22 protein-coding genes and 1 riboswitch are annotated in these 24,472 nt (G+C 67.8%); of the genes, 6 read left to right on the top strand and 16 right to left on the bottom strand.

All coding sequences use genetic code 11. The annotated features are described in order from the left end of the window. Positions 1-3 precede the first annotated feature (3 nt). From lapB to cmk, 5 genes are all read right to left on the bottom strand, one after another. Positions 4-1,176 carry a lipopolysaccharide assembly protein LapB gene (gene lapB / locus AB7878_RS17185; protein ID WP_369495520.1) on the bottom strand — a complete coding sequence of 391 codons (1,173 nt, stop codon included), beginning with the start codon at positions 1,174-1,176 and terminating at the stop codon, positions 4-6. Continuing rightward, positions 1,173-1,430 carry a DUF1049 domain-containing protein gene (locus tag AB7878_RS17180; protein WP_369495519.1) on the bottom strand — a complete coding sequence of 86 codons (258 nt, stop codon included), beginning with the start codon at positions 1,428-1,430 and terminating at the stop codon, positions 1,173-1,175. The genes lapB and AB7878_RS17180 overlap by 4 nt, the downstream gene beginning before the upstream one ends. Before the next feature lie 289 nt (positions 1,431-1,719). After that, a complete protein-coding gene (locus AB7878_RS17175; RefSeq protein ID WP_369495518.1) occupies positions 1,720-2,076 on the bottom strand; it encodes an integration host factor subunit beta in 357 nt (118 codons plus the stop codon). A gap of 27 nt (positions 2,077-2,103) precedes the next feature. After that, complete coding sequence (rpsA, locus tag AB7878_RS17170; RefSeq protein WP_369495517.1) at positions 2,104-3,777, bottom strand: 30S ribosomal protein S1; 1,674 nt, start codon at positions 3,775-3,777, stop codon at positions 2,104-2,106. Between the two features lie 169 nt (positions 3,778-3,946). Then, positions 3,947-4,627, bottom strand: a complete 681-nt coding sequence (gene cmk, locus AB7878_RS17165) for a (d)CMP kinase (RefSeq protein ID WP_369495516.1) — start codon at positions 4,625-4,627, stop codon at positions 3,947-3,949. Between the two features lie 102 nt (positions 4,628-4,729). On the opposite strand from cmk, the gene AB7878_RS17160 reads away from it, so the two are divergent. The 4 genes from AB7878_RS17160 (at position 4,730) to ykgO (ending at position 8,470) form a co-directional block, all read left to right on the top strand. Continuing rightward, positions 4,730-4,987, top strand: coding sequence for an acyl-CoA-binding protein (locus AB7878_RS17160; RefSeq protein WP_077481023.1), 258 nt, complete (start codon positions 4,730-4,732; stop codon positions 4,985-4,987). A 71-nt stretch (positions 4,988-5,058) separates the two neighbouring features. Beyond that, positions 5,059-7,077, top strand: coding sequence for an oxidoreductase (locus AB7878_RS17155; RefSeq protein ID WP_369495515.1), 2,019 nt, complete (start codon positions 5,059-5,061; stop codon positions 7,075-7,077). A 278-nt stretch (positions 7,078-7,355) separates the two neighbouring features. After that, positions 7,356-8,267: a LysR substrate-binding domain-containing protein gene (locus AB7878_RS17150; protein ID WP_369495514.1), complete on the top strand. Its 912-nt coding sequence runs from the start codon at positions 7,356-7,358 to the stop codon at positions 8,265-8,267. Between the two features lie 77 nt (positions 8,268-8,344). After that, complete coding sequence (ykgO, locus tag AB7878_RS17145; RefSeq protein ID WP_007080705.1) at positions 8,345-8,470, top strand: type B 50S ribosomal protein L36; 126 nt, start codon at positions 8,345-8,347, stop codon at positions 8,468-8,470. A gap of 135 nt (positions 8,471-8,605) precedes the next feature. Here the strand turns inward: ykgO and greA are convergent, their stop codons facing one another. The 3 genes from greA to carA are packed head-to-tail and all read right to left on the bottom strand — an operon-like array spanning position 8,606 to position 13,438. Further along, positions 8,606-9,085, bottom strand: a complete 480-nt coding sequence (gene greA, locus AB7878_RS17140) for a transcription elongation factor GreA (protein WP_369495513.1) — start codon at positions 9,083-9,085, stop codon at positions 8,606-8,608. After that, entirely contained in the window at positions 9,082-12,309 is a 3,228-nt protein-coding gene (gene carB, locus AB7878_RS17135) for a carbamoyl-phosphate synthase large subunit (protein WP_369495512.1), read from the bottom strand. Before carB ends, greA begins: the two co-directional genes overlap by 4 nt. Before the next feature lies 1 nt (position 12,310). Then, positions 12,311-13,438 carry a glutamine-hydrolyzing carbamoyl-phosphate synthase small subunit gene (gene carA / locus AB7878_RS17130; protein ID WP_369495511.1) on the bottom strand — a complete coding sequence of 376 codons (1,128 nt, stop codon included), beginning with the start codon at positions 13,436-13,438 and terminating at the stop codon, positions 12,311-12,313. A gap of 212 nt (positions 13,439-13,650) precedes the next feature. On the opposite strand from carA, the gene AB7878_RS17125 reads away from it, so the two are divergent. Next, entirely contained in the window at positions 13,651-14,346 is a 696-nt protein-coding gene (locus tag AB7878_RS17125) for a 2OG-Fe(II) oxygenase (protein WP_369495510.1), read from the top strand. Between the two features lie 15 nt (positions 14,347-14,361). Here AB7878_RS17125 and AB7878_RS17120 read toward each other — a convergent pair whose 3' ends face one another. The 7 genes from AB7878_RS17120 to hrcA all read right to left on the bottom strand — a co-directional run bounded on the left by AB7878_RS17120 (position 14,362) and on the right by hrcA (position 22,035). Next, positions 14,362-15,366, bottom strand: a complete 1,005-nt coding sequence (locus AB7878_RS17120; RefSeq protein ID WP_369495509.1) for a sodium:calcium antiporter — start codon at positions 15,364-15,366, stop codon at positions 14,362-14,364. Between the two features lie 19 nt (positions 15,367-15,385). Then, a riboswitch (yybP-ykoY riboswitch) is annotated at positions 15,386-15,584 on the bottom strand. A 57-nt stretch (positions 15,585-15,641) separates the two neighbouring features. After that, positions 15,642-16,439: a 4-hydroxy-tetrahydrodipicolinate reductase gene (gene dapB, locus AB7878_RS17115; protein WP_369495508.1), complete on the bottom strand. Its 798-nt coding sequence runs from the start codon at positions 16,437-16,439 to the stop codon at positions 15,642-15,644. Positions 16,440-16,498: 59 nt separating this feature from the next. Continuing rightward, positions 16,499-17,623: a molecular chaperone DnaJ gene (gene dnaJ, locus AB7878_RS17110; protein WP_369495507.1), complete on the bottom strand. Its 1,125-nt coding sequence runs from the start codon at positions 17,621-17,623 to the stop codon at positions 16,499-16,501. Beyond that, on the bottom strand, positions 17,620-18,198 hold the full coding sequence (locus AB7878_RS17105) for a TMEM175 family protein (RefSeq protein WP_369495506.1): 579 nt from the start codon (positions 18,196-18,198) through the stop codon (positions 17,620-17,622). The genes dnaJ and AB7878_RS17105 overlap by 4 nt, the downstream gene beginning before the upstream one ends. Positions 18,199-18,323: 125 nt before the next feature. Then, a complete protein-coding gene (gene dnaK / locus AB7878_RS17100; protein ID WP_369495505.1) occupies positions 18,324-20,243 on the bottom strand; it encodes a molecular chaperone DnaK in 1,920 nt (639 codons plus the stop codon). A 114-nt stretch (positions 20,244-20,357) separates the two neighbouring features. Then, complete coding sequence (gene grpE / locus AB7878_RS17095) at positions 20,358-20,891, bottom strand: nucleotide exchange factor GrpE (protein WP_369495504.1); 534 nt, start codon at positions 20,889-20,891, stop codon at positions 20,358-20,360. Positions 20,892-20,973: 82 nt separating this feature from the next. Further along, complete coding sequence (gene hrcA / locus AB7878_RS17090) at positions 20,974-22,035, bottom strand: heat-inducible transcriptional repressor HrcA (RefSeq protein WP_369495503.1); 1,062 nt, start codon at positions 22,033-22,035, stop codon at positions 20,974-20,976. Positions 22,036-22,164: 129 nt separating this feature from the next. Between hrcA and recN the strand changes: the two genes are divergently transcribed. Continuing rightward, positions 22,165-23,835 carry a DNA repair protein RecN gene (gene recN / locus AB7878_RS17085; RefSeq protein ID WP_369495502.1) on the top strand — a complete coding sequence of 557 codons (1,671 nt, stop codon included), beginning with the start codon at positions 22,165-22,167 and terminating at the stop codon, positions 23,833-23,835. On the opposite strand, the gene AB7878_RS17080 is transcribed toward recN, so the two are convergent. Beyond that, a complete protein-coding gene (locus AB7878_RS17080) occupies positions 23,832-24,467 on the bottom strand; it encodes a response regulator transcription factor (RefSeq protein WP_077485410.1) in 636 nt (211 codons plus the stop codon). The genes recN and AB7878_RS17080 overlap by 4 nt on opposite strands. Between the last annotated feature and the right edge of the window lie 5 nt (positions 24,468-24,472).

Genomic DNA, 24,472 nt, shown 5'->3' with positions numbered 1-24,472 from the left:
GTGTCACTCGTTGGCGACGCCGTGGATGGGCCGGATCGTGCTCCAGCTCTTGCAGCTGGGACACTGCCAGTGGTGCGCCTTGGCGCCGAAGCCGCAGCGGCTGCAGCGGTACATCGCCTGCCCCTCCAGCAGCTTGCGGGTGAGGTCGCGCAGGATCAGGAAGTTCTCGCGCGCCTCGCCCTCGACCCGGTCCATGGTGGCGTCGATCAGCGCCATCAGGCCACGCACCGAAGGGCGCTGGCGCAGCTGGGCGGTGAGGAAATCCACACCCGCCCGCTGGCCGTCGCGCTGCTGGTACAGGCGGGTCAACGCCAGCACCGGCGAGATGCCGTGGTAACGCCCCAGCATGTCGCGCAGGAAACGCTCAGCGCGATCCATCTGCTGCGAGCAGGCATAGCTGTTCAGCAGCGGCGGCAGGATCTCGGGCACGAAGGCGATGTCCGCGCCGACCGCCGCCTCGTAGGCCTGCACGGCCTCGGCATGCTGCGCTTCCTCGGCATGCAACCGCCCGGTCAGCATCCAGGCCCGCACGCAATCGGGCTGGCAGCGGAAGGCCTGTTCCAGATAGTCGCGCGCCTCGACCCGCGCGCCGTGCTGGCGCGAACGCTCGGCCAGCTCGCAGTAGAACTGCGCGATCATCGGTGCCTCGTCCTCGCCGGTCATCACCTCCAGCCGGCGCGCGTGCTCGATCGCCTTGTTCCAGTCGCGCTCGTGCTGGTAGATCGCGATCAGGTGGCGCAGCGCCGAAGGTGCATGGGCGTTCATCGCCACCAGGTCAGCGAACAGCGCCTCGGCGCGGTCGAGCAGGCCCGCACGCATGTAGTCCTCGCCCAGTTCCAGCAGGGCCACCGTCTTCATCGGCTCGGACAAGTTCGGCCGCGACACCAGGTGCTGGTGCAGGCGGATCGCCCGGTCCACCTCGCCACGGCGGCGGAACAGGTTGCCCAGCGCGAGATGCGTCTCGACCGTGTCGCGGTTGTACTCGGCCAGCTTGAGGAAGACCTCGATCGCCTTGTCCTGCTCCTCGTTGAGCAGGTAGTTCAGGCCACGGAAATAGTCCGAGGAGAGCTCGTTGACCGCCGCGCCGGAGCGCCGCGCGCTGGCACGACGGGACGCCCACCAGCCCAGCACGAAGGCGACGGCCGCCAGCGGCAGCAAGGCGTACCAGGGCGTCATGCGCCGACCGTCTTCTTGCCGGCTTCCTTGCGGCGCTGCCGTTGCAGGCGCCGTTGCCGCAGGCTCACGCCCAGCCAGGCAGTGAGCCCGCCCAGCAGCCAGCCCAGCACCAGCGCGGCCAGCAGGGCCGCCCCCTTGGGCAACCGCACGCGGGCAAACGCGAAGTCGTAGCCAACCAGGTCGGCATTGAGCGCACCCACCACCACGCCGGCAGCGACGAAGAACACGAGGATGAGGATCACGATCAAGCGCATCCGGCGACTTTACCCGATCGTCCACGCATGGCGCAGCAGGCGGACCTGGCCATGCGGTTGCGATTCAGCGGTGCCCGTGCGAACCGAGGATGGCTTGTCACGACAAGGACGCCGGTGCCTGATCGGCGCCGGACCCATTCATCGCGAACGAATGCGGACAGCCGAAGGATGCTGGCCGGACTCGCCGGCTCGAAAAACCACCAGGACGGCGATTTTCGAGATTCCAAAAAAACAAAGGCAGGACCGGCTCACGCCGCCTGCCTCGGTACATCTCATTCCGCGTGCGGCCTCAGCCGGCCACGGCTTCTTCCAGCCGCTGGTTGACGCGTTCGCGCAGCTCCTTGCCGGGCTTGAAGTGCGGCACGTGCTTGCCGGGCAGCGCCACCGAGTCGCCGGTCTTGGGATTGCGCCCCATGCGCGGCGGCCGGTAATGCAAGGCGAAACTGCCGAAGCCGCGCACCTCGATGCGCTCGCCCTGGGACAGCGCCTGGCTCATCTGCTCGACCACGCTCTTGACCGCGAGCTCGACATCGGCAAACGCAAGATGGGTCTGACGCCTGGCCAGCGCCTCGATCAATTCGGATTTGGTCATGGTCCCCGTGTCCGCGACGTGTGACTCCGCGCTGCGTGGTGCGGGGCGATTCATGGCCGCCCCGCACCGGTGTCGCAACGCTTACTCGGCCTTGTTCAGCTGCTCCTTGAGCAGCGCGCCGAGCTTGGTGGTGCCGCCGGCGGCCGAGGAGTACTCGGCCAGCGCTTCCTGCACATCTTCCTCGTCCTTGGCGCGGATCGACAGCGACAGCTGACGGCCCTTGCGGTCCATGCCGGTGAACTTGGCCTCGACCTTGTCGCCCACCTTGAGGTGCTGGGTGGCGTCATCGATGCGCTCCTTGGCGATGTCGTTGGCGCGCAGGTAACCCTCCACGCCCTCGCCCAGGTCGATCACCGCACCCTTGGCGTCCACTTCCTTCACCGTGCCGGTGACGATGCTGCCGCGCGTGTGGTTGGCCATGAACTGGCCGAACGGATCCTGCTCCATCTGCTTGATGCCGAGCGAGATGCGCTCGCGCTCCGGATCCACCGCCAGCACCACGGCCTCGATCTCGTCGCCCTTCTTGAAGTTGCGCACGAGGTCTTCGCCGGACATCTGCCAGGAGATGTCGGACAGGTGCACCAGGCCGTCGATACCGCCGTCCAGGCCGATGAACACGCCGAAGTCGGTGATCGACTTGATCTGGCCGGAGACCTTGTCACCCTTCTTGTGCATGGCGGCGAAGGCTTCCCACGGGTTCGAGCGGGTCTGCTTGATGCCCAGCGAGATGCGGCGACGCTCTTCATCCACGTCCAGCACCATCACTTCGGTCTCGTCGCCGACCTGCACCACCTTGGCCGGATTGACGTTCTTGTTGGTCCAGTCCATCTCGGACACGTGCACCAGGCCTTCGACGCCCGGCTCGATCTCGACGAAGCAACCGTAGTCGGTGACGTTGGAGACCTTGCCGAACAGGCGCGAACCCACCGGGTAACGACGCGAGATGTTCACCCACGGATCGTCGCCCAGCTGCTTCAGGCCCAGCGAGACGCGGTTGCGCTCCTTGTCGAACTTCAGCACGCGCACTTCCAGCTCATCGCCGACGTTGACGACTTCGCTCGGATGACGCACGCGCTTCCACGCCATGTCGGTGATGTGCAGCAGGCCGTCGATGCCACCCAGGTCCACGAACGCGCCGTAGTCGGTGAGGTTCTTCACCACGCCCTTGATCACGGCGCCTTCGACCAAGCGCTCCAGCAGCTGCTCGCGCTCGGCGGAGAACTCGGTCTCGACGACGGCGCGGCGGCTGACCACCACGTTGTTGCGCTTGCGGTCCAGCTTGATGATCTTGAACTCGAGTTCCTTGCCCTCGAGGTAGGTCGGCTCGCGCACCGGGCGCACGTCGACCAGCGAGCCCGGCAGGAACGCACGGACGTCCTTGATGTCGACGGTGAAGCCGCCCTTGACCTTGCCGGAGATCATGCCCTTGATGGTCTCCTCCTTGTCGAACGCCTCCTCGAGGTCGTCCCACACCATCGAGCGCTTGGCCTTCTCGCGCGACAGCTTGGTTTCGCCGAAACCGTCTTCCAGGGCTTCGAGAGCCACCTTCACGGGATCGCCGACGCTCACCTCGAGGGTGCCGTCCTCGCCCTTGAACTGCTCGATCGGGACGATGCCTTCGCTCTTCAGGCCCGCGTTGATCACGACGACGTCGTTGCGGATTTCCACCACGATGCCGGTGACGATGGCGCCGGGCTTCAGCTTGGCGATGGCCTGCTGGCTCTGTTCAAACAGTTCGGCAAAACTTTCGGTCATGTTGATTCCAGAATGGGAAAGGACGGCTGCGATGCCCCGTGCGGGACTTGCACCGGCAGCGATCCACCGGTCGGGGTGTCTTCGGAACGGCCTTGCGGCACGCCCGTCGCCACCATGGTTGAATCCACGGCCACCATGGCCGGGGAACGGAAACCGCCGCGCCGCCCGGTCAGGGCTGCACGACGGCGAGAACCTTTGTGACTACCTGGTCAATGTCCATGCCGGTGGTATCCACCAGCACGGCCTCCGGCGCGGGCTTCAGCGGCGCGACCGTCCGCGATGCATCGCGATGGTCACGCGCCTCTATCTCGCGCTGCAGACTCGCTAGTGTAACGTTGAGTCCCTTTTCCTTCAACTGCTTATAGCGCCTTTTCGCCCGCTCGGCGGCGCTGGCGGTGAGGAACACCTTGAACGGTGCATCCGGGAAGATCACCGTACCCATGTCGCGCCCGTCGGCCACCAGGCCGGGCGCCTTGCGGAAGCCCAACTGCAGCTCCACCAGAGCCTGCCGTACCGGGGCGATCGAGGCGATCGCCGAGGCCGCCGCACCGGCGGTCTCGGTGCGCAGCTCGTCGGTGGCGTCGTGGCCGTTGACCAGGATGCGGGTGTCGCTGCCGTCGGTGCTGGGCTGGAAGCGGATCTTCGTGGCCTGCGCGCAGCGGGTCACGGCGTCGGCGTCGGAAAGATCCAGCCCCGCCGCCCCGGCGGCGTAGCCCACCGCCCGGTACAGGGCGCCCGAGTCCAGCAGCCGCCAGCCCAGGTGCTCGGCCACCCGCCGGCTGATCGTGCCCTTGCCCGAGCCCGAGGGGCCGTCGATGGTCAGCACGGGGACGGCGGCGGTTCGGCTCATGACGGATCCTGGTCAGGCGTGGGGCCCGCATGGTATCGCGCCGACCTCCGCGGCATCGCGTACCATGGCGAAATTCCGCGCCACACGCCCCATCGCCACGCCATGAACGATCTCCGCCATGCATTCGATCAGGCCGCCGAGGACGTGAAACGGCTGGATTACCGTCCCGACAACGACACCTTGCTCAAGCTCTACGCGCTCTACAAGCAGGGTTCGGAGGGCGACGCGCAAGGCGAACAGCCCGGCTTTTTCGATTTCGTGGGCACGGCCAAGCATGCGGCCTGGCTGCAGTTGCGCGGCCTGCCGCAGGGCGAGGCGATGCGCCGCTACATCGCCCTCGTGGAGCAGTTGCGGGCCTGAGCCGCGGACGGCGCTTGCGTCCGCGACTCGCAACAGGCACATTCATACGATCGTTTGAACACGGTCGCGCCATGGACTACCCCCACCTGTTCGCCCCGCTGGACCTGGGTCACGCCACTCTGCCCAACCGCATCCTGATGGGCTCGATGCATACCGGGCTGGAGGACAAGGCCGCCGACTACGACAAGCTGGCCGCCTATTTCGCCGAGCGCGCCCGCGGCGGCGTGGGGCTGATGGTGACCGGCGGCATCGCGCCCAGCATCGAGGGCTGGCTGAAGCCGTTCGGCGGTCGCCTCACCCTGCCCTGGCACAAGCCACGCCACCGCAAGCTCACCGGCGCGGTGCATGCCGAAGGCGGGCGCATCTGCATGCAGATACTGCACGCCGGACGCTACGGCTACCAACCGCTGTCGGTGGCGCCGTCGCGGATCAAGTCGCCGATCACCCCGTTCACGCCACGGGCGCTTTCCGCTGGCGGCGTGGAGCGCACCATCCGCGACTTCGTGCACTGCGCGCAGCTGGCCCGGGAAGCGGGCTACGACGGCGTCGAAGTGATGGGCTCGGAGGGCTACCTCATCAACCAGTTCATCGCCGCGCGCACCAACCACCGCGACGATGCCTGGGGCGGCGACGCCGCGCGGCGCATGCGTTTCCCGGTGGAAATCGTGCGCCGCACGCGCGAGGCGGTGGGCCGCGACTTCATCATCATCTACCGGCTGTCGATGCTGGACCTAGTCGAAGGCGGCCAGGACTGGAGCGAGATCGTCACGCTGGCCAAGGCCATCGAAGCCGCCGGCGCCAGCATCATCAACACCGGCATCGGCTGGCACGAGGCACGCGTGCCCACCATCGTCACCAGCGTGCCGCGCGCCGGTTTCGCCTGGGTGACGCGGAAGCTCAAGGGCGAGGTTTCCATCCCGCTGGTCGCCACCAACCGCATCAACATGCCCGAGGTGGCCGAGCGCGTGCTGGCTGATGGCGACGCCGACATGGTGTCGATGGCGCGCCCGCTGCTGGCCGATCCCGCGTGGGCGAACAAGGCCAAGGCCGGCCGCAGCGAACGCATCAACACCTGCATCGCCTGCAACCAGGCCTGTCTCGACCATGTCTTCGTCAACAAGCGCGCGAGCTGCCTGGTCAACCCGCGTGCCTGCCACGAGACCGAGCTGAAGATCGAGCCGGCGCCGCGGCGCAAGCGCATCGCCGTGGTGGGTGCGGGACCGGCCGGCATGGCCTGCGCCGCCACGCTGGGCGAGCGCGGCCACACGGTGACCCTGATCGACCGCGCCAGCGGGATCGGCGGCCAGTTCAACTACGCGAAGCGGATTCCGGGCAAGGAGGAGTTCCACGAAACCCTGCGCTATTACCGCCATCGCCTCGCCGACGCCGGCGTCGAAGTGAAGCTGGGCGTCGAGGCCGAGGCCGCCTCGCTCAAGGCCGCCGGTTATGACGAGGTCGTGATCGCCACCGGCGTGCTGCCGCGTCGCGTGAGTTTTCCTGGCAGCGACGACCCGCGCGTGCTGGGCTATCTCGACGTGCTCGCCCGTGACCGGCCGGTGGGTGCAAGGGTGGCGGTCATCGGCGCCGGCGGCATCGGTTTCGACGTGGCCGAATTCCTGGTCGAGCACCAGCCCTCGCCTACCACCGACGTGGCGCGCTGGGCTAGCGAATGGGGCGTGGATACGCAGCTCGTGCAGCGCAGCGGCCTCCTGTCGCCGCAACCCGAGGTGCCGCTGCGCCAGGTCTGGCTGCTCCAGCGCAGCGAGGGCCGCCCCGGCGCCCGGCTCAACAAGACCACCGGCTGGGTGCACCGCGCCACGCTCAAGGCCAAGCGCGTGACCATGCTGGGCAAGGTCACCTACGAACGCTTCGACGATCGCGGTTTGCACGTCACGGTTGACGGAAAGTCACAGATCCTGCCGGTCGACACCGTAGTGATCTGCGCCGGCCAGGAGCCGGATCGCCGCCTGGCCGGGGAACTGGCCGGCATGGGCATCACGGCACACCTCATCGGCGGCGCGGACATAGCCGCCGAACTCGATGCGAAACGCGCCATCGATCAAGGCACGCGGCTGGCTTGCCAGCTCTGACCTTGGCCTGTCCATGAAAAGTGCGGCCATGGATGGCCGCCCGTTTGATCTTCGCGTTCACGGACGAACGCACGAATAGAGCCAAAGAAAACGCCTCGCGAAACGACGCATCGATAGGGCCCGGGGGGGGAGTGGCCAGTATCGTGTCTAGCGTCGCTGCGAGGCGAGGGTCACCACCATCGGGGGAGGGGGTTGATGATGGGACGAGAGGCATTTTATGAGCGACGCGTTCAAGTATCTAATATATATTTAGATCGTTCCTTATATGCATTTCGACTATGTTTGACTTCCGTCAATTGCGCTACTTCGTCGCGGTCGCCGAGGAGTTGAGCTTCACCCGCGCCGCGATCCGCCTGCACATCTCCCAGCCACCGCTTTCCCAGCAGATCCAGGCGCTGGAACGGGACCTCGGCGTATCGCTGCTTGAGCGCAGCAAGCGCCGGGTCGCCCTGACCGAGCCCGGACGGGTCTTCCTGGAACAGGCGCGGCAGGTCCTGGCGCAGGCCGAACTGGCACGCAGTCGCGCCACGGCGGCGGCAGCCGGCCACAGCGGCCAATTGCGGCTGGCCTACACGTTGTCGGTATCGTTCCACCCCGCCCTGCCGCGCGCCCTGCTGCGTCACCGGCAGGTGGCGCCCGAGGTGAACATCCAGTTGTGCGAGATGTACACCGAGCCGCAATTCGCGGCCTTGCTGGCCAACGAGATCGACGTGGGTTTCGTGCGCGACCAGCCCAGCCATATCCAGGCTGCGCGCCAGTTGCAGTTGCGCGTGCTCGACCGCGAGCCCCTGCTGCTCGCCCTGCCCTCCAGCCACCCGCTGGCCGCACGCGGCGAACTGCGCATGGGCGAGGTGGCCGACGAAGCCTTCGTCACCCAGCCGCGCGAGCTGGCTGCCACCTTGCACGACCGCCTGCGGACGCTGGCGGCCGAAGCCGGCTTCCAGCCCCGCATCGTGCAGCAGGCCCAGCAGATCAACGGCCTGCTGGCGCTGGTGGCCGCCGGCCTCGGCATGGCACTGGTGCCGGCGACGATGCGCGCGGTGCGCCTCGCCGGCGTCAGTTATGTACCGTTGGCCGACCACGAGGCCCACCTGCTGCTGGCCGTGGCCAGCCGGGTCGGTGACCCGTCACCGGTATTGGCGCAATTCCTCGCCACCGTGGCGGAGTCCGCCCACGGCGTCGACGACTGACAAGGCGACTTGTGGCTGGCGATTCAGCAAGTTATACTTGCGCGCTAGATTTTTTCGTTTGGTATCAGGAGCTCGCCGTGAAGGTGCTTAACTCGTTGAAGTCCGCCAAGGCGCGGCACCGCGACTGCAAGATCGTGCGTCGTCGCGGCAAGGTGTTCGTGATCTGCAAGAGCAACCCGCGTTTCAAGGCCCGCCAGCGCTGATTCCGGCGCGGCTTGTGCCGACGAAAGGCCGCGCCATGCGCGGCTTTTTTGTTGTCCGTCGCGCCGGCTGCGCGCAAGCCGGAAAAACAAAGGCCCCGCACGAGCGGGGCCTTTGCATTCAACCTGACCGCCCGATCACGCGTAGCGCACGCCGGTGATCTCGTAGCGCTTCACGCCGTTCGGCGCGTTGAACTCGAAGCTGTCGCCCTCGAGCTTGCCGATCAGCGCGCGCGCGATCGGCGAGGAGACCGCGATCAGACCCTGCTTGATGTCGGCCTCGAGGTCGCCCACGATCTGGTAGGTCACCTCGGCGCCGCTGTCCTCGTCCGCCAGGTCCACGATCGCGCCGAACACCACCTTGCTGCCGGGGTTGAGTCGCGACACATCGATCACCTGGGCGGTGGAGAGCAGCGCCTCCAGTTGGGCGATACGGCCCTCGATGAAGCTCTGCAGCTCGCGCGCGGCGTGGTACTCAGCGTTCTCCTTGAGGTCGCCGTGGGCACGGGCCTCGGCGATCGCCGCGATGATGCGCGGACGCTCCGTCGACTTCAGACGCTCCAGCTCGGCGCGCAGGCGCTCCGAACCGTTCTTGGTGATGGGGGCGCGAGCGCTCATGCGTTCAGCTCCTTGTGCAGTTCCTGCAGGCTGTGCACGTCCTCGCTGCCGTGGAAATCCAGCGAGTGGACCAGCGCACGCGCGCCCGCGACGGTGGTGGAATAGGTGACGCGCTGCTGCAGCGCCTCGCGCCGGATCGAGAACGAGTCGGCGATCGCCTGCTTGCCCTCGGTGGTGTTGACGATATAGACGATCTCGCCGTTCTTGATCAGGTCGACGATGTGCGGCCTGCCCTCGAGCACCTTGTTGACGCGCTCGCAGAGTACGCCGTTGCCATTGAGATAGGCCGCCGTGCCGGCGGTGGCGACCAGGCTGAAGCCGCGGCGCAGCACTTCCTGCGCCACCGGCAGCAGGCGGTCCTTGTCGGCATCGCGCACCGACACGAACACCTTGCCCTTCGGCGGCGTCTTGATGCCGGCCGCATCATGGCCACGCGCGAACGCGGCGCCGAAGCTGCGTCCCACGCCCATCACCTCGCCGGTGGAGCGCATCTCGGGTCCGAGGATGGGATCGACGTTCTGGAACTTCAGGAACGGGAAGATCGCTTCCTTCACCGAGTAATACGCGGGAATCACTTCCTTCGTGGCGCCCTGCTCCGGCAGCGACTTGCCGGCCATTGCGCGCGCGGCGATCTTCGCCAGCGGCACGCCCGTGGCCTTGGACACGAACGGCACTGTGCGCGAAGCGCGCGGGTTCACCTCCAGAATGAACACGGTGTCGCCCTGGATCGCGAACTGCGTGTTCATCAGGCCGATGACCTTCAGTTCCTTCGCCATCGCAGCCGCCTGTCGGCGCATCTCATCCTGCACTTCCTGCGAGAGCGAGTACGGCGGCAGCGAGCAGGACGAGTCACCGGAATGCACGCCGGCCTCCTCGATGTGCTCCATGATGCCGCCGATCAGCACGTTGCCTTGGGCGTCGGCGATGATGTCCACGTCCACCTCGACCGCGTGGTCGAGGAAGCGGTCCAGCAGCACCGGCGAGTCGTTGGAGACCTGCACCGCCTCGCGGATGTAGCGCGCGAGGTCGGCGTCGTCGTACACCACTTCCATCGCGCGGCCGCCCAGCACGTAGCTGGGGCGCACCACCAGCGGATAGCCGATCTCGCGCGCCAGCGCGAGCGCCTCGTCAGCGTTGCGCGCGGTGCGGTTCGGCGGCTGGCGCAGGCCGAGCTTCATGATCATCTGCTGGAAGCGTTCGCGGTCCTCGGCGAGGTCGATCGAGTCGGGCGAGGTGCCGATGATCGGCGTGCCTGCGGCTTCCAGCGCGCGCGCCAGCTTCAGCGGGGTCTGGCCGCCGTACTGCACGATCACGCCCTTCGGCTTTTCGAGATCCACGATCTCCAGCACGTCTTCCAGCGTCAGCGGCTCGAAGTACAGACGATCGGAGGTGTCGTAGTCGGTGGAGACGGTTTCCGGGTTGCAGTTGACCATGATGGTCTCGAACCCGTCCTGGCGCAGCGCCAGCGCGGCATGCACGCAGCAGTAGTCGAACTCGATGCCCTGGCCGATGCGGTTCGGGCCACCGCCCAGCACGATGATCTTCTCGCGGTCCGTCGGGTTCGCCTCGCACTCTTCCTCGTAGGTCGAATACATGTAGGCGGTGGTGGTGGCGAACTCGGCGGCGCAGGAGTCCACCCGCTTGTACACCGGGCGCACGCCCAGGGTGCGGCGCAGGTGGCGCATGGCGGCCTCGTCCGAGCCGGTCAGCTCGGCCAGGCGCGCGTCGGAGAAACCCATGCGCTTCAGCTCGCGCATGCGCGGCGCGTCCAGTGCGGCGATGCCTTGCGCCTTGACCGCGTTTTCGGCCAGCACGATGTCCTCGAACGCGGCGAGGAACCACGGATCGACGCGGCTGAGTTCGTGCACCTCGTCCAGCGTGAGGCCGGCGCGGAACGCATCGGCGAGATGGAACACGCGATCGGGTCGCGGCTCGCGCAGCTCGCGCTTCAGCGTGACCAGGCCGTCTTCCGTGGCGATGTCCAGCCCGGTGGGGTTGAGCCCGGTCTTGCCGATCTCCAGCCCGCGCAGCGCCTTCTGCAGCGATTCGGTGAAGCTGCGGCCGATCGCCATCACCTCGCCCACCGACTTCATCTGGGTGGTGAGGCGCGCATCGGCGCGCGGGAACTTCTCGAACGCGAATCGCGGAATCTTGGTGACCACGTAATCGATGGTCGGCTCGAACGAGGCCGGCGTCTTGCCGCCGGTGATGTCGTTCTTCAGTTCGTCCAGCGTGTAGCCCACGGCGAGCTTCGCGGCGATCTTGGCGATCGGGAAGCCGGTGGCCTTGGAGGCCAGCGCCGAGGAGCGCGACACGCGGGGGTTCATCTCGATCACCACCACGCGGCCGTCCGCGGGATTGATGCCGAACTGCACGTTGGAGCCACCGGTGTCCACGCCGATCTTGCGCAGCACCGCGATGCTGGCATCGCGCAGGCGCTGGTATTCCTTGTCGGTGAGCGTCTGCGCCGGCGCCACGGTGATCGAGTCACCGGTATGCACGCCCATCGGGTCGAGGTTCTCGATCGCGCAGATGATGATGCAGTTGTCCGCGGTGTCGCGGACCACTTCCATCTCGAACTCCTTCCAGCCCAGCACCGATTCGTCGATCAGCACCTCGTGCGTGGGCGAAAGCTCCAGGCCCCGTTTCACGATGGCCTCGAACTCTTCCTTGTTGTAGGCGATGCCGCCGCCGGAACCGCCCAGCGTGAAGCTGGGGCGGATGATGATGGGGAAACCCAGCTCGGCCTGGATCTCCACCGCGTGCTCGTAGCTCTTGGCCACGCCGGACTTGGGGCTCTCCAGCCCGATCTCGGTCATCGCCTGCTTGAACAGCTCGCGGTCCTCGGCCATGCGGATCGCGTCGCGCTTCGCGCCGATCAATTCGACCTTGTACTTGTCCAGCACGCCGTGGTCGGCGAGGTCGAGCGCGCAGTTCAACGCGGTCTGGCCGCCCATGGTGGGCAGCACCGCGTCGGGTTTCTCCTTGGCGATGATGCGTTCCACCGTCTGCCAGTTGATCGGCTCGATGTAGACGGCGTCGGCCATCTCCGGGTCGGTCATGATGGTGGCGGGATTGGAGTTCACCAGGATCACCCGGTAGCCCTCTTCCTTCAGCGCCTTGCAGGCCTGCGCGCCGGAGTAGTCGAACTCGCAGGCCTGGCCGATCACGATCGGGCCGGCGCCGATGATCAGGATGCTCTTGATGTCGCTACGCTTGGCCATCTCAGCGGGCCTCCTGCATCAGCTTGGCAAACCGGTCGAACAGATAACCGATGTCGTGGGGGCCGGGCGAGGCTTCCGGGTGACCCTGGAAGCAGAACGCGGGGCGGTCGGTGAGCGCGAAGCCTTGCAGCGTGCCATCGAACAGCGAGCTGTGGGTGACGCGCACGTTCGCCGGCAGCGTGGCCGGATCCACCGCGAAACCGTGGTTCTGGCTGGTGATCAGCACACGGCCGTCGTCGTGGTCCTTCACCGGATGGTTCGCGCCGTGGTGGCCGAACTTCATCTTCAGCGTCTTCGCGCCCAGCGCCAGGCCCATGATCTGGTGGCCGAGGCAGATGCCGAACAGCGGGATCTTCGCGTCGAGAAAAGCCTTGGTGGCAGTGATCGCGTAGTCGCAGGCCGCCGGATCGCCGGGACCGTTGGAGAGGAACACACCGTCCGGCCGCATCGCCAGCACCTCGGTGGCCGGGGTCTGCGCCGGCACCACGGTGATGTCGCAACCCTGCTCGGCGAGCAGGCGCAGGATGTTGTGCTTCACGCCGAAGTCGTAGGCGACGACCTTGAAGCGCTTTGCCGGCTGGTTGAAGGCCTGCCGGTCGAGGTCGTAGACGCCCGCGTTCCACGCATAAGACTTGTCGGTGCACACCACCTTGGCCAGGTCCATGCCGTTCAGGCCCGGGAAGGCGCGCGCCTTGGCCAGCGCGGCGGCCTCGTCCACGGTCTCGCCGGCCACGATGCAGCCGGCCAGCGCCCCCTTGTCGCGCAGGATGCGGGTGAGCCGGCGTGTGTCGATGCCAGCGATCGCCACCAGGCCGTGGCGCTTCAGGTAATCGGGCAGGCTTTCGCTGCTGCGCCAGTTGCTCGCCCGGCGCGGCACGTCGCGCACGATCAGACCGGCGGCATGCACCCGGTCGGACTCGGCATCCTCGGCGTTGCAGCCGGTGTTGCCGATGTGGGGATAGGTCAGGGTGACGATCTGCCGGCTGTACGAGGGATCGGTGAGGATCTCCTGGTAACCGGTCATGGCGGTGTTGAAAACCACCTCGCCGACGGTTTCGCCAGTCGCGCCCACGGCGTGGCCGCGGAACACGCTGCCGTCTTCGAGGGCAAGCAGAGCAGGGATGGACATGGGAACCGCCTTTCGGGTGCAGCAAAGTCCGCAAGCCGCACGAGGCAGGCTTGAGAACCTTGGAAGGGAGGGCATTCGGGCGGGTCACAATGATAGGCGCGACGACGCTGGCTGTCCACTTCGATCGAGGCAAAGGCGCTGCTTCCGTCAGCCAGCGTATCGCCGTGCGGCGCTACACTGGCGCATCGTTTCCAACGGAGTGAAGTCGGTTCATGAGTCCGGACGCCCTGCTCGATCCTGCTCGTCTCGAACGCCCGGACACCCTGGTGCGGCAGGCACCGTTCCCGTTCATGATCGCCCACGGCCAGTTGCCAGACGAGGCGCGTGGCGACCTGGACCGCGACTTCCCGCGTTACCCCAGCGCCGGCTTCTTCCCCTGGGACCCGGCCGATTGCGGCCCCTCGGTGAATGCGCTGGTGGAGCAGCTGACCGCACCGGCCTTCGCCGGGCTGATCGGCCAACGGCTGGGCATCGCCGACCTCGGCCAGTACCCCACCCTGGTGACGCTGTGCCGGCTGCTGAACAGGCGCCACGGCACCATCCACACCGACAGCAAGTCCAAGGTGGCCACCGCCCTGCTCTACCTCAACCCGCAGTGGCCCGACACCAGCGACGGTTGCCTGCGCTTCCTCGACCGGATCGACGACATCGACGCCACGGTGGTGCCCGAACTGCCGCCGCTGTACGGCGAGTTCGCAGTGTTCAAGCGCTGCGACAACTCCTTCCACGGCCACCTGCCCTACGAGGGCGAGCGCCGGGTGATTCAGGTGGCCTGGCTCACCAGCGAGGAGGAGAAGCTGCGCAAGACCAAACGCGGCAAGTTCTCCCGCCTGTTCAAGAAGCTGTTCGGCAAGCTGGACACGCGCTACGGCGCCGACCGCGACCGCAACGCGGCACATCGCGACTGAGCCCGTACCGTCGCATCAGTGCGCGAAGTGCCAAGCCACGAAGCCGGCGAACACCGCGTACAGCAGACCCACCGGCAACAGCCAGCGTGCATCCACCCGGCCGCGGCGGAACAGCCACCACAGGTAGACGATCGCCGCCGCGGTGAGCGCACCGGACACGATCAGCGGCGCGTCGAACAGCCACGGCGTGGCGAAGATCGCCAACGCGCTGGGGATGGTCGCCTGGATCATCATCGCGCCGGAGATGTTGGCCAGCGCCAGGCGTTCCTTGCCCTGGCGCACCCAGATCAGCGCATTCAGCGTCTCCGGCAACTCGGTCGCCACCGGGCTCAGCACCAGCGCCACCAGGTGCGGCGGCAGTGCAAAGGCCTCGCCGATCGCTTCCAGTTGCCCCACGAACACCCGCGAGGCCACGGCGATCACCACCAGCGCCGCCACGGTCTGCGCCGCCACCCAGCGCATCGCCGGCTCGGCCTGGTGCGGCCGCAGCTTCAGCGGCTCCAGTTCCTCGTCCTCCGGCGCGCTGTCGTCGCTGCGCATCTCGCGCCACACGTACATCGCATAGGCCAGCAGGAACAGCACACCCAGCCACGGCTTGAGCGCGAACGCCACCAGGCCCAGGCCCACCTTCACCGCGAAGATCGCCAGGAACCACGACTGGTCGCGGGCCAGCCGCCGGTGGTCGACCCGTACCAGTCGGTCGGCGCGCTGGAGTCGATGTCGGTTGCCCCACAAGGCCACGCCAACCACCGCATAGGCGATCGTGGCCAGCACCAGCGGCCCGCCCATCGCGGCGCCCACGCCGATGTCGCGGGCCTCCGGCGTCTTGCCGAAGATCACCGCCACGAAGGTCACCGCGCTTTCCGGCAACGCGGTGCCGAACGCGGCCAGCACGGTGCCGGTGGCGGTCGCGCCCAGGCTGAGCTTGCGGCCCAGCCATTCGATGCCGTTGACGAAGTATTCGCAGGCGAGATAGATCGCGCCGGCCGAGACGAGGAACAGGCAGAGGGTGAGCAGCATGGGATGCACGGGGCCGGGCGAACGGATGGACCGATGGCACAACGACACCGTTCGCCCGGCCGGGTGAACACGTCGCTGGCCAAAGGTCTCGCCGGGCAGGACACCATCGGAGGATGGTGATGTCTGCTGTCCGCACCATGGCGCCGGGAAACGGCGACCAAGTCTGTTGATGCGAACGCCTCTGGGGACGAGGCTGGCTACTCCCCAATGACAGGCTGGCGATGCTAGCGGCCACTACCCGGCCTGGCAAGCCGGCACGGGCTCCAATGACCGGCTCAACCCTGCGAGGCGATCACGTCTTCCATCTGCCAATGCCCCGCCGCACGACCGACCAGCCATTGCGCGGCCTGCAGCGCGCCGCGGGCGAAGATCGTGCGGTCGGTGGCACGATGACCCAGTTCCAGCCGTTCGCCCGACCCGATCAGGAGCGCCTGATGCTCGCCCACGATGTCGCCGCCGCGCACCACCGCGAAGCCGATGCTGCCGGGAACGCGCTCGCCCGTGCGTCCTTCGCGGCTGTAGACCGCGGCGGAATCCAATGCAGTGTCGCGTGCAGTGGCAGCAGCCTTCCCCAGCGCCAGCGCGGTGCCCGAGGGCGCGTCCTGCTTGCGGCCGTGGTGGGCCTCGACGATCTCCAGGTCCCACTCCGGCAGCGCGGCGGCGGCCTCGCGCAGCAGTCGTGTCAGCAACGCCACGCCCAGGCTGAAATTCGCCGCGCGCAGCAGCGCGATGCGGGTGCCGGCCGCCTCCAGCCGCGCCTGCAAGGCCGCATCGAGGCCGGTGGTGCCGGTCACCAGCGGGAGACCGTGTGCGAGGCAATGGTCCAGCGCCGCCGCCAAGCCGGCCGGGCCGCTGAAGTCGATCACCACGTCGAGCGCGGGCGCCTTCGACCAGTCGTGTGCATGGCACAAGGCCTGCCCCGGCCAGACCGGTTCGCCGTCGTGTGCCGAACCCGGCGACACCACCGCATGCGCCAGCTCGAAGCGGGCATCCGTGCGCAGCAGCGCCAGCAGGGCCTGCCCCATGCGACCGGAGGCGCCGTTGATGGCGAGGCGTAGCGGTGCGGAGGTCATGGCTGGCATCCCGGCTTCGGCGGCAAACAGACGTCCAAACTAGCAGAGACAGGCGCGGCTTACGACGTCACCCGCGACCAGAACTGCTTCACGCCGTCGACCCAGTGCTTCGCGCGCGGCGTGTGCTCGTCGCCCTTGCCGTCGTTGAAGCTGGCCTCGAGCTGCTCCAGCAATTCGCGCTGCTGCCTGGTGAGGCGCACCGGGGTTTCCACCACCACGTGGCAGATCAGGTCGCCGGCGCGACCGCTGCGCACCGACTTCACGCCGCGCCCGCGCAGGCGGAAGCTCTGCCCGGTCTGCGTCTCCGGCGGAATCGTGATCGGCACCTCGCCCTCCAGCGTGGGCACCGGCAATTCGGCGCCCAGCGCGGCCTGCGAGAAACGGATCGGCACCTCGCAGTGCAGGTCGTTGCCTTCGCGCTGGAAGATGCGATGCTCGCGCACGTGCACTTCCACGTAGAGGTCGCCGGCGGGCGCGCCGGATGGACCGGCCTCGCCCTGACCGGTGAGGCGGATGCGGTCGCCGTTGTCCACGCCGGCGGGGATCTTCACCGACAGCGTGCGGGTTTCCTCCAGCCGCCCTTCGCCGTGGCACTGCTTGCAGGGCTTCTCGATGGTCTGGCCGCTGCCGCCGCAATGCGGGCAGGCCTGCTGGATCGAGAAGATGCCGTTCTGCATGCGCACGCGGCCGTGGCCGTGGCAAGTCTTGCACTGCACGGTCTTGCCGTCGGCCGAGCCGCTGCCGTTGCAGTGGTGGCAGTTGACCTGGGTGGGAATCTCGATCTTCTTCTCGATGCCGAACACGGCTTCCTCGAGGTCGAGCTCCATCAGGTAGCGCAGGTCGGCGCCGCGGCGCGGCTGGCGGCCACGGCCGCCGCCGAAGATGTCACCGAAGATGTCACCGAAGATGTCCCCCATGTCGCCGAAGCCGCCACCACCACCGCGGCCGCCCATGCCGCCCTCGAAGGCGGCGTGGCCGTACTGGTCGTACATGCCGCGCTTCTGCGCGTCGGCGAGCACCTCGTAGGCCTCCTTGGCCTCCTTGAACTTCTCCTGCGCGTGAGGATCGTCCGGACAGCGGTCCGGGTGGTACTTCATCGCCAGCCGGCGGAAGGACTTCTTCAGTTCGACCTCGGTGACCGTGCGCTCGACACCCAGGACTTCGTAGTAATCACGCTTGCTCATTGCTTGATCCGCGATTCGATGCGCCGATCAGGAATGAACCAGATCGCTGCCACCGTGGCATAGAAAAGACAGGACACCCACGGCGCCACGAACGCCAGCGCAATGCCCGACACATACATGGCGACGGCGAGCCAGCCTTTCCAGTCCGCGCCCACCGCCTGCGCGAGCAGGGAATCCTTCCCGCCGTTGGCGGCGATCAGGCTGCGCTGGAACGGCTGCCAGGCCAGCGCGCACATCAGCAGCACCACGCCGTACACCGCCACCGGCAGCGGGGCGAACTGGTTCTCGCCCATCCAGCCGGTGGTCACCGGCATCAGCGACAGCCAGAACAGCAGGTGCAGGTTCGCCCACAGCGAGGCGCCGTTGACCTTCTGCGCGGCGTGCAGGAAGTGATGGTGGTTGTTCCAGTAGATGCCCACGTAGACGAAGCTCAGCACGTAGCTGAGGAACACCGGCCACTGCGCGGCCAGCACGTCCCAGCCGGCGCCGTGCGGCACCTTCAGCTCCAGCACCATGATGGTGATGATGATGGCCAGCACGCCGTCGCTGAAGGCTTCCAGCCGCCCCTTGTTCATCGCTTCCCCTAGAAAAGCTTGTGCGCTCGTCCATGAGCGCGAAAGTCAAACGGGCGGCCATCCTTGGCCGCACTTTTCAACAACGAGCGCCGCTTGCGCGGCGCCCGTTCCGGGTCAAGACAGCCTTACTTCTTGTCGTCCTTCACTTCGGTGAACTCGGCATCCACCACGTCGTCCGGCTGTGCGGAGCCGTGCGGGCCGGCCTGCGCGCCGGCATCGGCCGGGGCGCCCTGGCCCTGGGCCGCGGCGTACAGCGCCTGGGCCACCTGCTCCAGCTTGGTGATCTTCGCCTCGATGGCGCCCTTGTCGTCGCCGTCCTTGACCTTCTCCAGATCCGACAGCGCTTCCTCGATGCCGCCGATCTGCGCACCCACCTTGTCACCGTGCTCCTTCAGCGCGCTGCGGGTGGCGTGCACCAGCTGATCGGCCTTGTTGCGCGTGGCGACCAGCTCGTGGAACTTCTTGTCCTCTTCCTTGTTCGCCTCGGCGTCGGCGACCATCCGGTTGATCTCGTCCTCGGACAGGCCCGAGCCGGCCTTGATCTCGATCTTCTGCTCCTTGCCGGTCTTCTTGTCCTTGGCCGACACGTGCAGGATGCCGTTCGCATCGATGTCGAAGGTCACCTCGATCTGCGGTATGCCGCGCGGCGCGGCATCGATGCCGGACAGGTCGAACTTGCCCAGCGACTTGTTCGCGCTGGCGCGCTCGCGCTCGCCCTGCAGCACGTGCACGGTCACCGCGGTCTGGTTGTCGTCGGCGGTGGAGAAGGTCTGCGCGGCCTTGGTCGGCACCGTGGTGTTCTTCTCGATCAGCTTGGTCATCACGCCGCCCATGGTCTCGATGCCCAGCGACAGCGGAGTCACGTCGAGCAGCAACACGTCCTTGACGGTGCCGCCCAGCACGCCGCCCTGGATCGCCGCGCCCACGGCCACGGCCTCGTCCGGATTGACGTCCTTGCGCGGCTCCTTGCCGAAGAAGTCCTTCACCGATTCCTGCACCTTGGGCATGCGGGTCTGGCCACCGACCAGGATCACCTCGTCGATGTCGGACACGCGCAAGCCGGCGTCGTTGAGCGCGGTGCGGCAGGGTTCGATGGTGCGCTTGACCAGGTCTTCCACCAGCGCTTCCAGCTTGGCGCGGGTGAGCTTGATGTTCAGGTGCTTGGGACCACTGGCGTCGGCCGTCACGTACGGCAGGTTCACTTCGGTCTGGTGCGCGGACGACAGCTCGATCTTGGCGCGCTCGGCGGCGTCCTTCAGGCGCTGCAGGGCGAGCGGATCCTTGCGCAGGTCGATGCCCTGGTCCTTCTGGAACTCCTCGACCAGGTAGTCGATGACGCGCATGTCGAAGTCCTCGCCACCGAGGAAGGTGTCGCCGTTGGTGGCCAGCACCTCGAACTGCTTCTCGCCGTCGACTTCGGCGATCTCGATGATCGACACGTCGAAGGTGCCGCCGCCCAGGTCGTACACCGCGATCTTGCGGTCGCCGCCCTTCTTGTCCAGGCCGTAGGCCAACGCGGCCGCGGTGGGCTCGTTGATGATGCGCTTCACTTCCAGGCCGGCGATGCGGCCGGCGTCCTTGGTCGCCTGGCGCTGGCTGTCGTTGAAGTAGGCGGGCACCGTGATGACGGCCTCGGTGACCGGCTCGCCGAGATAGTCCTCGGCGGTCTTCTTCATCTTCATCAGCACCTTCGCGGAGATCTCCGGCGGCGCCATCTTCTTGCCGTCGGCGGTCTGCACCCAGGCGTCGCCGTTGTCGTTCGCGACGATGCCGTAGGGCACGATGTGGAGGTCCTTCTGCACCTCGGCATCGGTGAACTTGCGGCCGATCAGGCGCTTCACCGCGTAGAACGTGTTCTTGGGGTTGGTCACGCCCTGGCGCTTGGCCGGCGCGCCCACCAGCACCTCGCCGTCCTTGCTGAAGGCCACGATGGAGGGCGTGGTGCGGTCGCCTTCCGAGTTTTCGATGACCTTGGCGGTGCTGCCGTCCATCACGGACACGCAGGAGTTGGTGGTGCCCAGGTCGATGCCGATGATCTTGCCCATGTGTCTAGCTCCCGAATCTTCAAGCGGCGCCACGGCCGCACAATGACTTGTCAGATGGGGCTCGCACCCGGCGTATCAATGCCGGTGGCGCGCCGAATTCCCGAACGACGCGGTTCAGTCGCGCGCCACGGCGACCAGTGCGGGGCGCAACAGGCGGTCGTTCAGCACGTAGCCCTTCTGCAGCACGCTGACCACGGTGCCGGCCGCCGCGCCGGGCGCCTCCACCATGCTCACCGCGTGGTGGCGCTCCGGATCCAGCGGCTGGCCCAGCGGATCGACCTGTGCCAGGCCGTGGTTCTCGCCCACCTTGAGCAGCGACTTCAGCGTGAGGCCAAGGCCTTCGCGCATCGCCGCCACGTCGGCGGTTTCCACCGCCAAGCCGCTTTCCAGGCCGTCGAACACCGGCAGCAATTCGTTCAGCAGCTTCTCGTTGGCGAAGCGACGGGCCTGCTCCAGGTCGCGGTGCAAGCGGCGGCGCTGGTTCTCGATCTCGGCCTTCTCGCGCAGCACGGTCTCGCGCAGTTCGGTGTTGCTGACCTCCAGCTCGGCCACGCGGGTCTTGAGCGCCTCCAGGTCGGCGTTGGCCGCCGCGTCGGCGGCGTCGACGTCAGGTGCCTGCTGCGGCGCGTGCGGATCGTTGTTCTGCATGAATGACTCCAAGCCTCGTCCATGGCCGGCGCCGTGGCCGACCGATTCAATAATTGCGGGCGATCCCCGCCCCCCGCGGCGGTTATGAGGCCGTCGCGGCGCGATTCAAGGCATCGCTGAGCAGGCCGGCGGTGGCCTGCACCACCGGGATCACCCGCTCGTAGGCCATGCGCGTGGGGCCGATCACGCCCACCGCGCCCAGCACGCGCCCCTGTGCACCGTAGCTGGCGGTGACCACGCTGCAGCCGTCCAGTGCCGCGAAGCCCGATTCCTCGCCGATGAACAGCCGCACGCCGGGTGCGCGTGCGCACACCTCCATCAGCTGCAGCAGTTCGTTCTTCTGCTGGAACGCCTCGAACAGTTCGCGCAGGCGCTGCAGGTCGGCCAGCTCGGCATAACCCATCAGGTTGGTCTGGCCGCTGACCAGCACGTCCTCGCCGCCGGCCTGCGGCGCGAACGAGGCCGTGGCCAGTTCGGTGGCGCTGGCCACCAGCCGGTTCAGCTCGCTGCCCGCCGCGCGCAGCTCGGCGAGCAGGTGCGCACGGATGTCATCCACGCGCAGCCCCACGAAATGCGTGTTGATGTAATTCGCCGCCTGCTCCAGCTCGCGGCCGTCCAGCGGCTTGGCCAGCCGCACCACGCGGTTCTGCACCTGGTTGTCGGAGAACACCAGGATCACCAGCACCTGCGCATCGGGCAGCGGCACGAAGTCGATGTGGCGCAAGGGGAAGTCCACCTGCCGCGGCACCGTGACCACGCCCGCGAAGTGCGTCATCGCCGACAGCAGGGTTGAGGCGTTGCCCAGCAGGTCGCGCGTGGTGGCCTGTCCCGGCGGCAGCTCGCGCTGCAGGCGGGCCAGTTCCTCGTGCGGCAGCGGCTGCAGTTCGATCAGGCTGTCCACGAACAGGCGCAGGCCGCGCGGCGTGGGGATGCGCCCCGCCGAGGTGTGCGGCGAAGCCACCAGGCCGGCCTCCTCCAGGTCGGCCATGATGTTGCGGATCGTGGCCGGGCTCACGTCCAGCCCCGAGGAGCGCGACAGCGTGCGCGAGCCCACCGGTTCGCCATCGATCAGGTACTGCGCGATCAGGCTGCGCAGCAGACGCCGCGTGCGCGCGTCGAGTTCGTGGTCATGGCGAAGGGACATGGCTGTAGCAGTGGATGAGACGCTTGAGAGATAAGGTCGAACGGCCGTCGATGCAAGCCGACTCCTCATTGTAGCGGCAGGCCTGCCGCTACAATCACCCGCCTACCCACGGACTGCCGCCAGCCCGCCATGCTCACTTCGCTCCACGTCCGCCAATTCGCCGTCGTCGAACAAGCCGAAGTCGATCTTGGCGCCGGCCTCACCGTGGTCAGCGGCGAGACCGGCGCCGGCAAGTCGCTGCTGGTGGACGCCCTGCTGTTGCTCACCGGCGAGCGCGCCGACAGCGGCATGGTGCGCGCCGGCAGCGACCGCGCGGAGCTGTCCGCCGAGTTCGACCTCGCCGCCCTGCCCGAGGCCCGCGCCTGGCTGGCGCAGGAAGAACTGGACGATGGCGAAGCCTGCCAGTTGCGCCGGGTGATCCGCGCCGAGGGCAGCTCACGCGCCTGGATCAACGGCCGCCCCGCCAGCGCCGGCCAGCTCGCCGAACTGGCCACCCTGCTGGTGGAAATCCACGGCCAGCACGAGCACCAGGCCCTGCTCTCCCGCACCCACCAGCTCGCCCTGCTCGACGCCTACGCCAGCCACGAAGCGCTGGCGGCACAAGTCCGCGAACTGGCCGTGCAATGGCGCGAACTCGGCGCGCGCATCCGCCGCCTCAGCGGCGGCGAGGATCGCGAGCAGCGACTGGAACTGTTGCGCCACGAACTGGAAGAACTCGAACAATGGGCGCTGCCGCCGGCCGAACTGGCCGAACTGGAAGCCAGCCACAAGCGGCTCGCCAACGCCGGCCGGCTCGCTGAGGGCGCCGCCGGCGTGGCCGAACTGCTCGACGGCGACAGCGAATTCGCGCTGCGCCGCGCGCTGGGGCGTGCCCATGCCGAACTGGGCAAGCTGGCCGCGCTGGACGAAACGCTGAATCCCGCGCTGGAACTGCTGGACAACGCCGCGATCCAGCTCGGCGAAGCCGCCGACACGCTGGGCCGCTACGCGCAGGACGTCGACCTCGACCCCGCGCGTTTCGCCGAGGTCGACACCCATCTGGCCCGCCTGCACGAACTCGGTCGCCGCCACCGCCTGCCGGTCGCCGAGCTGCACGACAAGCTCACCGCGCTGCGTGACGAACTGGCCGAACTGGAAGGCGCCGGTGAAGCGCTGGAGAAGCTCGCCACCCAGCGCGAGCGCGCACGGACCGACTACGACAAGGCCGCCGCCATGCTGGGCAAGTCGCGCCGCAAGGCCGCGGACAAGCTCGGCAAGGAAGTCAGCGCGCTGATGGCCGAGCTGGGCATGGCCGGCGGCGTGCTGCAGGTGGAGCTGGAAGCAGCCGCAGGCGACGAACCCGATCCGCAAGGCCGCGAACGCTGCGAGCTGCTGGTCAGCGCCAACCCCGGCCAGCCGCCGCGCGCACTGCGCAAGGTGGCCTCCGGCGGCGAACTGGCGCGCATCAGCCTCGCCATCGAGGTCGCCACCCTGGGCAAGGACAGCGTGGGCACCATGGTGTTCGACGAAGTGGACAGCGGCATCGGCGGCGCGGTGGCCGAGGTGGTGGGCCAGAAGCTGCGCGCGCTGGGCGGCCAGCGCCAGGTGCTGTGCGTCACCCACCTGCCGCAGGTGGCTGCGCAGGGCCACGCGCATCTTCATGTGAGCAAGCACAGTGACGACGGCCACACCCGCACGCAAATCCAAGCATTGAATGCCGAGGGTCGGCGCGACGAGTTGGCGCGCATGCTGGGCGGCGTGGAGATCACCCGCGAGACCCGCGCCCACGCGAAACAGATGCTGGAACGGGCTCAGGCCTAACTGCTGGCCGGCAGCAATCCCCGCTCGCTGGCCATGCGGTACAGCTCCAGTTCCGAACCGGCGTTGAGCTTGCCCATCACGCTGGCACGGTGGATGTAGACGGTCTTCTGGCCGATGCCGAGTTCGGCCGCCACCTGCTTCGGCGTGCGGCCGCAGGCCAGCAGCAGGAAGACCTCATGCTCACGCGCGGTCAGCCGATGCAGCGGATCGAGCGCGGACTCCGGTTGCTCGGCGCGGCGCTGGCGCAGGTCGGAACTCAGGAACTGCTCGCCCTGCATTACCGCGCGCAGGCCCGCCACCAGTTCCTCCGGCGCCACGCCCTTGGTCACGTAGCCGCTGGCGCCGCGACGCAGCGCCTCGGACACGTAGGGTTCGCCGTCGTGCATGCTCAACACCACGATGTGCGTGTCCGGCGCCACGCTGCGCAGGTGTTCGATCAGCGGCAGGCCGCTGCCGTCGGGCAGCGACAAGTCCAGCGCCACCAGGTCGGGCCGCTGCTGGGCCACCGCCTCCACCGCATCGTCGGCGCTGCGGCACTCGGCCACCACCCTGAAATCGGGTTCCAGCCCGATCAGCCGCTTGAAGCCTTCGCGCACGATGGCGTGGTCGTCGACCAGGACAATGCTGTACATGGGCC

The sequence above is a fragment of the Rhodanobacter humi genome, assembly GCF_041107455.1.
Lineage (GTDB): Bacteria > Pseudomonadota > Gammaproteobacteria > Xanthomonadales > Rhodanobacteraceae > Rhodanobacter_A.
The sequence above is the reverse complement of the archived record's forward strand: the minus strand, read 5'-3'. Positions and strand labels throughout refer to the sequence as shown.

Coding starts and splice junctions, on each gene's coding strand:
- lapB (WP_369495520.1), bottom strand. CDS start 1,176: ATGACGCCCTGGTACGCCTTGCTGCCGCTGGCGGCCGTCGCCTTCGTG.
- AB7878_RS17180 (WP_369495519.1), bottom strand. CDS start 1,430: ATGCGCTTGATCGTGATCCTCATCCTCGTGTTCTTCGTCGCTGCCGGC.
- AB7878_RS17175 (WP_369495518.1), bottom strand. CDS start 2,076: ATGAATCGCCCCGCACCACGCAGCGCGGAGTCACACGTCGCGGACACG.
- rpsA (WP_369495517.1), bottom strand. CDS start 3,777: ATGACCGAAAGTTTTGCCGAACTGTTTGAACAGAGCCAGCAGGCCATC.
- cmk (WP_369495516.1), bottom strand. CDS start 4,627: ATGAGCCGAACCGCCGCCGTCCCCGTGCTGACCATCGACGGCCCCTCG.
- AB7878_RS17160 (WP_077481023.1), top strand. CDS start 4,730: ATGAACGATCTCCGCCATGCATTCGATCAGGCCGCCGAGGACGTGAAA.
- AB7878_RS17155 (WP_369495515.1), top strand. CDS start 5,059: ATGGACTACCCCCACCTGTTCGCCCCGCTGGACCTGGGTCACGCCACT.
- AB7878_RS17150 (WP_369495514.1), top strand. CDS start 7,356: ATGTTTGACTTCCGTCAATTGCGCTACTTCGTCGCGGTCGCCGAGGAG.
- greA (WP_369495513.1), bottom strand. CDS start 9,085: ATGAGCGCTCGCGCCCCCATCACCAAGAACGGTTCGGAGCGCCTGCGC.
- carB (WP_369495512.1), bottom strand. CDS start 12,309: ATGGCCAAGCGTAGCGACATCAAGAGCATCCTGATCATCGGCGCCGGC.
- carA (WP_369495511.1), bottom strand. CDS start 13,438: ATGTCCATCCCTGCTCTGCTTGCCCTCGAAGACGGCAGCGTGTTCCGC.
- AB7878_RS17125 (WP_369495510.1), top strand. CDS start 13,651: ATGAGTCCGGACGCCCTGCTCGATCCTGCTCGTCTCGAACGCCCGGAC.
- AB7878_RS17120 (WP_369495509.1), bottom strand. CDS start 15,366: ATGCTGCTCACCCTCTGCCTGTTCCTCGTCTCGGCCGGCGCGATCTAT.
- dapB (WP_369495508.1), bottom strand. CDS start 16,439: ATGACCTCCGCACCGCTACGCCTCGCCATCAACGGCGCCTCCGGTCGC.
- dnaJ (WP_369495507.1), bottom strand. CDS start 17,623: ATGAGCAAGCGTGATTACTACGAAGTCCTGGGTGTCGAGCGCACGGTC.
- AB7878_RS17105 (WP_369495506.1), bottom strand. CDS start 18,198: ATGAACAAGGGGCGGCTGGAAGCCTTCAGCGACGGCGTGCTGGCCATC.
- dnaK (WP_369495505.1), bottom strand. CDS start 20,243: ATGGGCAAGATCATCGGCATCGACCTGGGCACCACCAACTCCTGCGTG.
- grpE (WP_369495504.1), bottom strand. CDS start 20,891: ATGCAGAACAACGATCCGCACGCGCCGCAGCAGGCACCTGACGTCGAC.
- hrcA (WP_369495503.1), bottom strand. CDS start 22,035: ATGTCCCTTCGCCATGACCACGAACTCGACGCGCGCACGCGGCGTCTG.
- recN (WP_369495502.1), top strand. CDS start 22,165: ATGCTCACTTCGCTCCACGTCCGCCAATTCGCCGTCGTCGAACAAGCC.
- AB7878_RS17080 (WP_077485410.1), bottom strand. CDS start 24,467: ATGTACAGCATTGTCCTGGTCGACGACCACGCCATCGTGCGCGAAGGC.